This window comes from Acutalibacter muris (genome assembly GCF_002201475.1).
Classification (GTDB): domain Bacteria; phylum Bacillota; class Clostridia; order Oscillospirales; family Acutalibacteraceae; genus Acutalibacter; species Acutalibacter muris.
Genome location: NZ_CP021422.1, coordinates 1,320,180 through 1,332,336, shown reverse-complemented (window position 1 = coordinate 1,332,336; position 12,157 = coordinate 1,320,180). Strand labels below are relative to the sequence as shown.

The following is a 12,157-nucleotide window of genomic DNA, read 5'->3' as shown; positions in this document are numbered from 1 at the left end:
AAGGAGGAAAATAGATGAAAAGCTTTAAAGGGCTCAAAGACCCCTTCTACGGCCAGATAGCAAAGCTGGTCATACCCATTGTGCTGCAAAACCTATTGAGCTCCCTTGTGAGCTCGGCGGACGTGGTAATGCTGAACTTCGTGGGCCAGTCGGCCATCTCGGCGGTGAGCCTTGCCAGCCAGTATGCCCACGTGCTGTTCATGCTGTTCTACGGCCTGGGCACCGGGGCCACCATGCTCTGCGCCCAGTATTTCGGCAAAAAGGACTTCAAGGCCATCGAGGTGGTCCAGGGCATAGCCCTGCGCTTCTCTTTAAGCGTGTCCATAATAGTAGCCCTCCTGGCCCTGACTATCCCGGAGTATATGATGCTGGTCTTTACCAATGACCAGGAGCTAATAGCCCTTGGGGCCGGGTACATAAGGATACTCAGCGTGTGTTACCTGTGCTGGGGGGTTACGGAGGTGTACATCGCCATACTCAGAAGCGTAGGTCGCGTGGCTATAGGCACAGTGCTCAACTCCATCGCCGTGGGGCTCAATGTGGTACTGAACGCTATATTCATTTTCGGCTGGCTGGGCGCGCCGAAGATGGGTGTCATGGGCGTGGCCCTTGCCACCTCCATCTCCCGGCTGGTGGAGCTGGCCCTCTGCTTTGTGGTCTCGGCCCGGTCGGAGCATATCAAGCTGCGCTTTCGCACCATATTCATCAGGAACAAAATACTCTTTGGGGACTTTATAAAGCTTTCTCTTCCCGCCATTGGCAACGATGTGGTCTGGGGCCTGGCCTTCTCCATGTATTCGGTGATTATCGGACACCTGGGCACGGACGCAGTGGCCGCAAACTCCCTAGCCACAGTTGTGCGCAACTTCGGCACCATACTCTGCTTCGGCCTTGCAAACGCGGGCGGCATCCTTCTGGGCCAGAAAATGGGCGAGGGCAAGCTGGAGGAGACCCGCTCCGACGGGCGCAAGGTGCTCTGGCTGACGGTGGCCGCCGGGGCCATAGGCGGCGTTATCGTGCTGATAGCAAGGCCCTTTGTTCTGATGTACGCGGGCTCCGGCAACTTTACACAGACAGCCTTGGAATACTTGGGAGTAATGCTGCTTATCAACAGCTACTATGTAATGGGCGCCGCAGTGAACACCACCCTCATAGCCGGCGTGTTCCGTGCCGGCGGAGACAGCCGCTTCGGGCTTATCTGCGACGCGATAGTTATGTGGGTCTATGCCGTGCCGGTGGGTTTCCTTGCGGCCTTTGTGCTGAAGCTGCCGGTGCTGTGGGTGTACTTCATCCTCTGCCTTGACGAGTTCGTGAAATGGCCCGCGGTCATACACCGCTACCGCTCGGGCAAGTGGCTGAAGAACATAACCCGGGACAACCTGTTCGAGAGCTGAGACGGTATATTGAGATGGTATATATCACCTCCCTGCCCCCGGGAGAACCCCGCCGCCGGGAGCACTATGCCGGTTGGGCCCTGCTGAGGTATGGGCTCGTTAAGCTGGGCTTCTGCGGGCCCGGCGAGACCGTAGAGGAAATAATGGACCGGGCGCTTAAAGGGGCGCACGGCAAGCCCTATCTGCCCGGCGGGCCCCATTTCAGCATTGCCCACAGCCGGGGGCTCATAGCCTGCGCCATAGAGGACGTGCCGGCGGGCCTTGATATAGAGCGGGTGCGGGAATTTTCGCCGGCCATGAGGGAGAAAATCTGCACCCCCGGAGAGCTCTCCCTGACCGCCGGGGACAGCCGCCTTTTGACACAGCTCTGGACCTGCAAGGAGAGCCATATGAAGCTGACGGGCCGGGGTCTCTCCCAGGGGCTTCATGAGACGGAATTTTCCTCTCTGGGCGGGAGGCCGCAAAGGACAAATGAGAGCGGAGTCTGTTTTTACAGCATACCTATAGAGCGCGCCGGGCAGGAGTTTTGGCTGACCCTCTGTTCCGGCGGGACGGTGAAGTTTAGGACAGAGTGGACAGATTATAATATTCTTTAAGTATACCGGCCTTCCTCACTGCATACAAATTGAGCAGGAACCCACAGAGAGGAACGGTGTATATGTTCGTATCTTTAAAAGCCAACAAAAAACGTATTATTGCCTTTGCCCTCCTTGCCGCCGCAGTAGTGGCCGCGTGCCTGTTCCTGCGCTGGCAGAAGCAGGGTGAGCCCCAGAAGCCCCAGGAGATCGTTGGCGAGACCAACGAGGAGCGGCTTGCCTTCCTTGCCAGCTTCGGCTGGCAGGTGGAGGGGGAACCCGCCGAGACTCGGGAGGTAATGATCCCCCGGGAGTTCAACGACGTGTACCAGAACTACAACGCTATGCAGCAGGCCCAGGGCTTTGACCTTGCCCCCTACTCGGGAGAAGTGGTCACCCAATACAAGTACCTCATCACCAACTACCAGGGTGAAACCGAGGTCTATGCAACGCTGCTGGTGTACGGCCGGCTTATAATCGGCGGGGACGTGGCCTGCGGCAAGGTGGACGGCTTCATGCACGGCTTCGCAAAGGACAGCGCCCGCTATGGCGAAGCCACCCCTGCCCCCCAGCCCACCGCCGGCCCGGACTCCCAGCCGGAGAGCGAGAGCAGTTATGTAACCCCGGAGGCTGTGGAAAGCGGCGCCCCGGAGAGCGCCTCCGCCGATGACGCCAACCCGCCGCAGGAGAGCCAGAGTGAATCCGGCGTCCAGTCAGAACAGGCCTCGGACGATACCGCCGCCACACCCGAGGAGGCATGGCCGACAGATTGAGGTTTTCCACTTTTTTGTGTGGAAAACTATGTTGAAGATGTGAAAAAGCCGGTAAATGTAAACCCGCGCGGCCAGGACGTCACCCGGCCGCGCAGGTTTTTGCTCGGGGAACGCCACGCTATATAGAGTGCATTAAAGCCCATATAACCCAATGGATATGATGCAAAATTTTTATTCGTCAAAATACACATAAATGAATTAAGAAAATTGTTTTTTGGTAAAAGCGTCTAAAGCTGGGGATAAATCTTTGGATATATCACGACTTTTCAAGAAGGTTCTTTTCTGGTATAATACAGATAAATCATTAAGGCTCCCATAGCCTGACAGGAGGAAAACATATGGCAAGCTTGAGTTTGAGAAATATCTATAAGATCTATTCCGGTGGCGTAACTGCTGTTACGGACTTTAACCTGGAGATCGAAGACAAGGAGTTTATAATCCTGGTCGGCCCCTCCGGCTGCGGCAAGTCCACTACCCTGCGCATGATCGCCGGCCTTGAGGAGATCAGCAAGGGCGAGCTGTACATTGGCGACACCCTTTCTAACGACATCGCCCCCAAGGACCGCGATATCGCCATGGTGTTCCAGAACTACGCTCTGTACCCCCATATGACTGTGTATGATAATATGGCTTTCGGCCTGAAGCTGCGCAAGACCCCCAAGGACGAGATCAAGCGCCGCGTTGAGGAGGCTGCACGCATCCTTGACATCGCCCACCTGCTGGACCGCAAGCCCAAGGCTCTGTCCGGCGGCCAGCGTCAGCGCGTGGCCCTGGGCCGCGCCATCGTCCGCGACCCCAAGGTCTTCCTGCTCGACGAGCCGCTGTCCAACCTGGACGCTAAGCTCCGTGCTCAGATGAGGACCGAGATCTCGAAGCTCCATATCAAGCTGGGCACCACCTTCATCTACGTTACCCACGACCAGACCGAGGCTATGACCATGGGCGACCGCATCGTGGTCATGAAGGACGGTTTCATCCAGCAGGTGGACACGCCCCAGAACCTGTATGAGTTCCCTGTAAACGAGTTCGTGGCCGGGTTCATGGGCTCTCCCCAGATGAACTTCATCGACGCCAAGGTGGCAAAGTCCGGCAGCGACTATACCCTGACCTTCGGGGCCTGCACCATCACCGTGCCCCAGAAGAAGGCCGAGGGCACCGACATCGGCAACTATGTCGGCAAGGAGGTTGTCTTTGGCATCCGTCCTGAGGACGTACATGACGAGCCCGACTTCATTGAGAAGGTCGGCGGGGCCCACGTCACCTGCGAGGTGGAGGTCACCGAGCTTATGGGCGCCGAGACCTATCTGTACCTGAACTGCGAGGGCAACGCTGTCACCGCCCGCGTGGAGCCCACCTCCACCGCCAAACCCGGCGACAAGTGCAAGATTGCTTTCGACCTGAACAAGATGCACGTCTTCGATAAGGAGACCGAAGTCACTATTCTGAACTAAAATCTGCCATATGTTTGGGCCGGCGGGGAAACCCGCCGGCTCTTTTTTGCTGCTTTAGAGTAAAGGAAAGCACAATTTACCCTTTAATTTCCCGTCTTGGGAAGTTTTTATTATTTTCCCCCTTGACATACGCGAACACATGTTCTAAAATAATATAGAAGGGGGGCGGCTCTATGGAAAACGGCATACTGCATGTGGACATGAACAATTTCTACGCCTCTGTGGAGACCCTATATGCACCGGAGCTAAAAGACGTGCCTATGGCCGTGGCCGGGGATAAGGAGAGCCGGCACGGTATAATACTCGCCAAAAATATGCTGGCCAAAAAGCGCGGCGTGCAGACCGCCGAGCCCATCTGGCAGGCTATGCGTAAATGTCCTGGGTTAAAGCTCGTGCCGCCCCACCACGAGCGCTACTCCATGTTCTCGGCCCTGGCGAAGAAAATATACTGCGATTATACCGACCTGGTGGAGGCCTTCAGCCTGGACGAGTGCTGGCTGGACGTGTACGGCAGCCAGCGGCTCTTTGGCTCCGGCCGGGAGATAGCCGAGCAGATACGCGCCCGGGTGAAGGAGGAGCTGGGGCTCACGGTGTCCGTGGGAGTTTCCTTCAACAAGGTCTTTGCAAAGCTGGGCAGCGACTATAAAAAGCCCGACGCCGTTACAGAGTTCGGCCGCGCCGAGATGGAGAGCATTATCTGGAAACTGCCCGCCGGTGAGCTGCTGCTGGTGGGCCCCACCACCCGGAACACTCTGAAGAAGTATGGGATCAACACCATCGGGGATATCGCCAAAATGGAGCTTACCACCCTTCGCCGGCTTATGGGCCGCGCAGGCGAAACTCTGTGGAGGTACGCTAACGGCCTTGACGACACCCCTGTACAGAGCGTAGACGCCCATGAGGACCCCAAATCCATCGGCAGCAGCACCACCCTGCCCCGGGACATCACCACAGACAGAGAGGTTAAGGAGACCCTTTATAGTCTGTCGGAGACAGTGGCCGCAAGGCTGCGCAGAAGCGGGCTCAAGGCCGGAGAGGTCCAGATAACCATACGCAACCCGGAGTTCCAGGAGATCCAGCGCCAGCGGCAGCTGGCGGCGCCGGTATGCGACTCCCGGTCCATATATGAGGCTTCCTGGGAGCTGTACCGCCGGGAAAATAAGCGCTGGGCCATAAGGCTGCTTGGTGTGCGTGCGGGAAGATTGGTCCCCGCCGGGGAGAGCCAGATAAGCTTCTTTGAAGACAGCGACGGCATAAAACGCCGGGAACAGCTGGAAAGCGCTGTGGACCGGGTGCGGGAAAAGTACGGCAGCGGCAGCATAAACCGGGCCTTTGCGTTAAAACCCCATAGGGAGGACAGGCATGAGTGAATATGACATCTTCCAGAAGCTTGAGATACTGACGGACGCGGCCAAGTACGACGTGGCCTGCACCTCCAGCGGCGTGGACCGCCCCGGCATGGAGGGCAAGCTGGGTACCGCCGCCAAGGCCGGCATCTGCCACAGCTTCGCCGCCGACGGCCGGTGCATCTCTCTTTTAAAGGTGCTCATGAGCAACGACTGCGCTTTCGACTGCACCTACTGCGTCAACCGCCGCTCCACCGACTGTAAGCGTGCCAGCTTCACCCCAAAGGAGCTCTGCGAGCTTACCATGCAGTTCTACCGCCGCAACTACATCGAGGGCTTGTTCCTGTCCTCGGCGGTGGTAAAGAACCCGGACTACACCTGTGAACTGATGCTGTCGGCCATAAAGATGCTCAGAGAGGAATGTGGGTTCTGGGGGTATGTGCATATCAAGGCCATACCCGGTGCCAGCCCAAGGCTCACGGAGCAGCTGGGCCGCTATGCCGACCGCATGAGCGTGAACATTGAGCTGCCCTCACAGACGAGCCTGAAGCTTTTGGCCCCACAGAAGTCCAAGGAGAAGATACTCACCCCCATGGCCCAGATCCGGGACGGCATCGCCCAGAACAGCAAGGAGATCGTGAAGTACAAGGCCGCCCCCCGCTTCGTCCCGGCGGGCCAGTCCACCCAGATGATAATCGGCGCCAGCCCCGAAAGCGACCGGCAGATACTGAACCTCACCGAGGGGCTCTACAAGAAATACAGCCTTAAGCGAGTTTTCTTCTCGGCCTATATGCCCGTGGTCTCTGACAGGGCGCTGCCCGCCCTTGACACCCCTCCCCCGCTTCTTCGGGAGCATAGGCTCTATCAGGCGGACTGGCTCCTTCGGTTCTACGGCTTCTCTGCCGGGGAAATACTGGATGACGAGCACCCGGACTTTAACCCGCTTCTGGACCCCAAGTGCAACTGGGCCGTGAACCACATGGAGCACTTCCCCGTAGAGATAAACGCCGCCCCCTATGAAATGCTTCTGCGGGTGCCCGGGATAGGCGTAAAGTCCGCCATGCGTATACGCTCCGCCAGGCGGCAGGGAAAGCTTGACTTTGACGGCCTTAAAAAGCTGGGCGTGGTGCTGAAACGCGCCAAATACTTTATAGTGTGCAATGGCAAGAGCGCCTCTCCCCTGCCCACAGACAACCCCGCGGTGATAGCCGGAGCCATCAGCGAGCGGGGACTTGGCCAGCGGAGGATAGACCCGCCGGAGCAGTTATCCTTTTTCGCTCCCATAAGAGAGGACGGTGTAAAATGTCTGACAGGGCAAATCTAGTCTACCGCTATGACGGCAGCTATCAGGGCTTTCTCTGCTGTGTGGCCCAGTGCTTTAAGGATAAGGCGCTGCCCCAGGGCGTCCAGCTGCTGGACGAGCCCCAGGGCACACTGTTCGGTACAAAGGCCGTAGCCACGGATAATGAGCTTGCCGCCCGGGTGGAGCGGTCCCTTTCGGAGAAGATATCCCCCCTGGCCCAGGGTATGGTGCGAAGGGGTTTCCTTACCTGCATGGAGGAGAAGGAGCTTCACCTTATACGCTTCATATTAAAGGGCTACCGCCACGGCTCCAGGGTCACCAGAAGGAGCGTGGACCCGGACGTGCACGCCATAGATAAGGCCCTTCTGTACCTTAAAAACGAGGCCCACTACCACGTGGAGTTCATGCGCTTTTCCGACTGCGGGGGCTTTCTGGCCTCTATGATAACCCCCAACAACACCGTCCTGCCCCTGGTCGCTCCCCATTTCTGCGAGCGGTTCAACACGGAAAACCTGGTAATATTTGACAAGTCCCACGGCATGGGCTTTTTGTACCAGTCCAAGGGGCACAAGCGGGAGTTCTTCCAGGCCGACAGCTTAGAACTGCCCGAGCCCTCTGAGGAGGAGACGCGCTTTCGGGAGCTCTGGCGGCTCTTTTATGATACCATTGCCGTGGAGGGACGCATAAACCCCAAGCTGCGCCGGGGGAATATGCCCATGCGCTACTGGCAGAACATGACCGAGTTCCAGCGGGACAGCTTCATTTGACCTCCTCCGCCCTCTCCGTCCCCGGCTCTGCCTGGGGCCGTTTTGGCAGCCGGGCATATACCTGCTCTCTAAAGAGCCTGTAGAATACCGCCGTCAGGGGCGTGCCTATCCATATGCCCACTATGCCCATCACCCCGCCCCAGAAGGTCACGGCGAAGATGGTCCATATTGGAGGCAGGCCGATGGAGGACCCCACCACCCGTGGGTATATGAGGTTGCCCTCCACCTGCTGGAGTATCACCAGGAACACCACAAATATCAGCGCGTCGATGGGATGCACCAGCAGCAGTATAAAGGCCCCCACTCCGGCCCCGATGTATGCGCCAAGTATGGGTATCAGCGCCCCCAAGGCCACCACCGAGGATATAAGCAGGGCATAGTCCAGCTGAAGCAGGCTCATGCCGATATAGCAGAGCACCCCCAGGATGACGCACTCGGTAAGCTGTCCCCGGATAAAGGAGAAGAACACCCGGTTTGCGAGCCTTGCCACCCGGGCGACAACTGTCGCTGCCCGCTTTGGCAGAAAGGCCCTCAGAGAGTCCTTCACGCCCCGGATAAGCTTCTCCTTGCCGGAGAGCATATATACCGAGAAGATGAAGCCCATTATCATGGCGAACACGCCGGAGGCTACGTTCGCCGTCATATTGAACACCTCGGAGAGTATCTCCGTTGTGAATTTCGTGGCGTCCCCCAGCACGTTCAAAAGAGAGCTCCAGTTGAATTCGTTCAGGAACTCCTGGATAAAGGTCAGGTCATACCTTTGGGCTATGTCGTTGGCCCAGCCCATGGCCTGGTTTGCGTATATGGGGAGGTTGCGCTGTATGGTAACCGTCAGCACACTCATGGAGTCCACAAGGCTTGGTATGATGAAGCATACTATAAACACCACCAGGAGTATCACCACAAGATACGCCAGGGTCACCGACACCGGCCGCCGCAGCTTTTTCCACACTTTTGACTTTGAACTTTCAAAGGGCTTGAAGGCAATATCCTCGAAAAAGTGCACGAACACGTTCAAAATATAGGCTATCACAAGCCCCCCCACCACCGGCGAGAGGGTATTGCCCAAGGTGTTTATCGCCCCCAGAACCTTGTCAAAGTGCAGCACGGCCATTGCAAGCAGCGCTGTCAAAACCAGCAAAATGCTGCCCACTTTAAGCCGGTCCCGGCTTTTTTCATCTGTAAACCTCATTTTCTCCTCCCTCTCTCACGGTCAGGTCTTTGTGCGGAATACGTTATGGCATTTCTGACAGGTGACCTCTATCTTTCCCCGGCCCCTTGGTGCACGCAGCTCCTGACGGCAGCTGGGGCACTTGAAGTATTTGTACTGTTTGCGCTGGGAAAAGCGGACCTTTCTTGTGCGCAGCCAGCCCTCTATGGGCGACCAGAAGCGCAGGAAAGCGGCATACTCCCGCTGGCGGGCGGGTATGTTCCGGGAAAAGGTGCGGAAAAGGGCCCAGATATAGAGCGCGTCGGCAAGAAATGTCACCGGCCAAAACAGAAGGCTGCCGATAAGGGACAGCAGGAGCCCGACTATGAGCAGGGCGAGGTTCAGCTTATCCGTGCCGTAGCGGCCGTAAAGGAAACGCTGTAGACGTTCATACATAAAAACACGACCTTACATAAATATATTTTATGTTTAGTATACTCCCTCCTCCCGGGATTTTCAACACCTCGGCAGGGCTTCACGATAATTTTACAATTTTTCCCGGCTCCCATGGACTTTTGGGGGAAATCGGGCTATAATAACCTAAGAGCAGCAAATAACTTATTCCACAGGAGGTACGCAATATGCCAGAGCTAAAGGGCAGCAAAACAGAGGCCAACCTGCTCACCGCCTTTGCCGGGGAGAGCCAGGCCAGGAACAAGTACACCTACTTTGCCTCAAAGGCCAAGAAGGACGGCTATCAGCAGATAGCCGAGATATTCCAGGAGACCGCCGACAACGAGAAGGAGCACGCGAAGATGTGGTTCAAGCTCTTGAACGGCGGCATAGGCACCACCGAGGAGAACCTTAAGGCCGCCGCCGAGGGGGAGAACTACGAGTGGACGGATATGTACGCCCAGTTTGCCAGGGAGGCCAAGGAGGAGGGTTTCGACCAGATAGCCGCCCTTTTTGAGGGTGTGGCGAAGATAGAGAAGGAGCACGAGGAGCGCTATCGCAAGCTTCTGAAGAACCTCGAGGATCAGGTGGTTTTCTCCAAGGACGGGGACGCCGTCTGGCAGTGCATGAACTGCGGCCATATCTGCGTGGGCAAAAAGGCCCCGGAGGTCTGCCCGGTGTGCGCGCACCCTCAGTCCTATTTCCGCGTGAAACCCGAGAACTACTGACAGCAAAAGCCGAGCTGGAAAACCAGCCCGGCTTATTTTTTATCCGTTCACTTCCCAGTACATCCTGGTCTTGGTGTTGACCTCGCCCTCAGCCAGCTCGAAGCTAAGTTCCGAGTTCTCCACATCACCAAGGCTCATGGGCTCAGGCAGGGTGGGCGTGCCGGTCACGTTCAGCCTGCTACCGCTGAACTTAAACAGGAACCGCTTGCCTCTGACCATCCTGGTGTTCACCAGGTGCACCTCCAGGGTGTCATGGGCCCGCCAGCTGGAGTTGGCCCCAAAGGGTACGCCGTGGACCAGGGTGGTGGCAAAATGCCCCTCCATGCCAAGGTCCAGGACGTACTCGCCACGGTCCTCTTTGCAGACGAGCCGGGCTTTCGTGCCCTCAAACTTAAAGGCTATGCTCTGAAGCTCGCCGCCCTCCGGGATAAAGCAGCCGGGGCCGCCCACTATATCCCGAAGCCCTGGCGCCGGGGTCTTGGGCACATACACGGCGCCGTTTAGGGAGGCCTCCGCGCCGGGATTATGCATACCCAGCATAGAGTTAAGCTCCAGTTTTTCCAGCCGCTTTTGAAGCCGGTGGTACGCAACCTGGTCCTCGGGCAGGGGAGCCTCCTGCACATTGGGCAGGATATTCTCCCATACCGCCGTCAGCACCGCCTGTAGCTTCATGGAGGCGGAATGTATCACCAGCACAGCGTCCTGCTTTGTCATCACAACGCCGTACTGGCCGTAGGCCCCGTCCCCGCGGAAGACACCCTCCGGAGCGCAGCGCCAGAACTGGAAGCAGTACCCCGCCTGCCAGTCCGGGTCGCCGCCCCAGCCGGCCCCGGCGTTGCCTATCTGCTTCCTGGTAGCCATATCAAACCACTCCGGGTTCAAAAGCTGCCTGCCCTCCCAGCTGCCCCTATTGGCGACAAACTGCACGAAGCGGGCCATCTCCTCGATGGTGACGGACATACCAGCGCCGCCCATCTCGATGTCCCCGAGCATCTTGACGCAGTGGATCTCCCCCATCCCCAGTGGCTCGAAGAGGCGTGGCTTCAAAAACTCGGTCATGTCAAGGCCGGTCTTTTTCTTAAGTATGGCGCAGAGCATATTTGTTCCCGCCGTATTGTACATAAAGTGGGTCCCCGGCTCGTACACAAAGGGGTGATGCAGGAACTGGCTCACCCAGTCGCCGTCGCCGCCGTTTGTCCAGCTTATCTCCGTCTCGTGGCCGCAGCCCATCATCAGAAGGTGCCGCACTTGGCACTTTTTCAGGTTCTCGCTGGGGTTTTCCGGGGACTTCTCCGGGAAGATGTCGATGAGCCGCTCGTCAAGGGAGATGATGCCCTCTTGGACGGCGAAGCCGATGGCGGTGCTTGTAAAGCTCTTGCTGAAGGAGAACAGTATATGCTGTGTCTCCGGGGTGTAGGGGGCCCAGGAGCCCTCGGCGCAGACCTTGCCGTGGCGCAGGAGCTTGAAGGCGTGCATCTCGATGCCCTCCCGGTACAGCTGGTCCAGCATATCCAGTATTGCCCCCGAGGGTATGCCCACTGACTCAGGGGTGACTCTTTGGAAGTTCATTGTTATTACCTTTTTTCTGTATTTTTATGTGTTGAGCTTACTGTAAATATATGTGTCCTTCCAAAGGGGGCTGCCGCTCTCGTCCGTCCAGAAGTAGACGTTCTGGCGAAGATGCCCCTCCCTCTGAAAGCCCAGGGCCTCCAACAGCCGCCAGGAGCTTTCGTTCTCCGGGTCGCACTCGGCGAAGATCCTGTGCGCGCCCTCCTTAAAGGCCCGGTTGAGTACCGCCCGGCAGCTCTCGGAGGCGAAGCCCCTCCCCCAATACTCCCGGTTGAAGACAAAGCCCAGCTCCTTTGTCTGGAAGTCACGCTCCCCCAGGTATACGTTGCCGATGAGCTTGCCGCTCTCTTTAAGCTCCACGGCTATCATCTCGTCTGAGCTTGCGCGCCGTTTGAGCTCCTCCCCTGTCTCCTCACGGCTCATGGGGCGGTAGGGCTCGAAGCGGACCACCTCCGGGTCGGAAAGGTACTGATACAGGTCCTCAAGGTCGCCGTCTTTATAGCGGCGCAGAATGAGACGTTCGGTTTCTATATGAAAATCCTTCTCTGTCATAAACACCTCCAGGCTGTCTGATGTTTTTAGTTTACCATGGTTTATTTTCCCTGTCAATGTGCAATACTGAAAATACGGAAAAAAATTTGGAGGGTG

12 protein-coding genes are annotated in these 12,157 nt (G+C 57.4%); 8 read left to right on the top strand and 4 right to left on the bottom strand.

Going from position 1 to position 12,157, the window contains the following annotated elements:
- Positions 1 to 14 precede the first annotated feature (14 nt).
- The 7 genes from ADH66_RS06755 to ADH66_RS06725 all read left to right on the top strand — a co-directional run bounded on the left by ADH66_RS06755 (position 15) and on the right by ADH66_RS06725 (position 7,609).
- Positions 15 to 1,394 carry an MATE family efflux transporter gene (locus tag ADH66_RS06755; RefSeq protein WP_066534087.1) on the top strand — a complete coding sequence of 460 codons (1,380 nt, stop codon included), beginning with the start codon at positions 15 to 17 and terminating at the stop codon, positions 1,392 to 1,394.
- A 14-nt stretch (positions 1,395 to 1,408) separates the two neighbouring features.
- On the top strand, positions 1,409 to 1,990 hold the full coding sequence (locus tag ADH66_RS06750) for a 4'-phosphopantetheinyl transferase family protein (RefSeq protein ID WP_066534089.1): 582 nt from the start codon (positions 1,409 to 1,411) through the stop codon (positions 1,988 to 1,990).
- Between the two features lie 62 nt (positions 1,991 to 2,052).
- Complete coding sequence (locus tag ADH66_RS06745; protein WP_066534090.1) at positions 2,053 to 2,742, top strand: DUF4830 domain-containing protein; 690 nt, start codon at positions 2,053 to 2,055, stop codon at positions 2,740 to 2,742.
- A gap of 338 nt (positions 2,743 to 3,080) precedes the next feature.
- Complete coding sequence (locus ADH66_RS06740) at positions 3,081 to 4,193, top strand: ABC transporter ATP-binding protein (RefSeq protein WP_066534092.1); 1,113 nt, start codon at positions 3,081 to 3,083, stop codon at positions 4,191 to 4,193.
- Positions 4,194 to 4,366: 173 nt separating this feature from the next.
- Positions 4,367 to 5,563 carry a DNA polymerase IV gene (dinB, locus tag ADH66_RS06735; protein WP_066534093.1) on the top strand — a complete coding sequence of 399 codons (1,197 nt, stop codon included), beginning with the start codon at positions 4,367 to 4,369 and terminating at the stop codon, positions 5,561 to 5,563.
- Complete coding sequence (locus ADH66_RS06730) at positions 5,556 to 6,863, top strand: putative DNA modification/repair radical SAM protein (protein ID WP_066534095.1); 1,308 nt, start codon at positions 5,556 to 5,558, stop codon at positions 6,861 to 6,863. The genes dinB and ADH66_RS06730 overlap by 8 nt, the downstream gene beginning before the upstream one ends.
- Complete coding sequence (locus ADH66_RS06725) at positions 6,842 to 7,609, top strand: TIGR03915 family putative DNA repair protein (RefSeq protein ID WP_066534096.1); 768 nt, start codon at positions 6,842 to 6,844, stop codon at positions 7,607 to 7,609. Before ADH66_RS06730 ends, ADH66_RS06725 begins: the two co-directional genes overlap by 22 nt.
- Here the strand turns inward: ADH66_RS06725 and ADH66_RS06720 are convergent.
- Positions 7,602 to 8,801 carry an AI-2E family transporter gene (locus tag ADH66_RS06720; RefSeq protein ID WP_066534097.1) on the bottom strand — a complete coding sequence of 400 codons (1,200 nt, stop codon included), beginning with the start codon at positions 8,799 to 8,801 and terminating at the stop codon, positions 7,602 to 7,604. The two genes, ADH66_RS06725 and ADH66_RS06720, sit on opposite strands and share 8 nt — an antisense overlap.
- A 21-nt stretch (positions 8,802 to 8,822) precedes the next feature.
- The gene (locus ADH66_RS06715) at positions 8,823 to 9,215 is read right to left on the bottom strand and encodes a zf-TFIIB domain-containing protein (RefSeq protein ID WP_066534099.1); all 393 of its coding nucleotides are present in this window, start codon (positions 9,213 to 9,215) and stop codon (positions 8,823 to 8,825) included.
- A 185-nt stretch (positions 9,216 to 9,400) separates the two neighbouring features.
- Between ADH66_RS06715 and rbr the strand changes: the two genes are divergently transcribed.
- On the top strand, positions 9,401 to 9,940 hold the full coding sequence (gene rbr / locus ADH66_RS06710) for a rubrerythrin (RefSeq protein WP_066534101.1): 540 nt from the start codon (positions 9,401 to 9,403) through the stop codon (positions 9,938 to 9,940).
- A 39-nt stretch (positions 9,941 to 9,979) separates the two neighbouring features.
- On the opposite strand, the gene ADH66_RS06705 is transcribed toward rbr, so the two are convergent.
- Positions 9,980 to 11,509: a serine hydrolase domain-containing protein gene (locus ADH66_RS06705; protein WP_066534106.1), complete on the bottom strand. Its 1,530-nt coding sequence runs from the start codon at positions 11,507 to 11,509 to the stop codon at positions 9,980 to 9,982.
- A 24-nt stretch (positions 11,510 to 11,533) separates the two neighbouring features.
- Positions 11,534 to 12,061 carry a GNAT family N-acetyltransferase gene (locus ADH66_RS06700; RefSeq protein ID WP_066534107.1) on the bottom strand — a complete coding sequence of 176 codons (528 nt, stop codon included), beginning with the start codon at positions 12,059 to 12,061 and terminating at the stop codon, positions 11,534 to 11,536.
- Positions 12,062 to 12,157 lie beyond the last annotated feature (96 nt).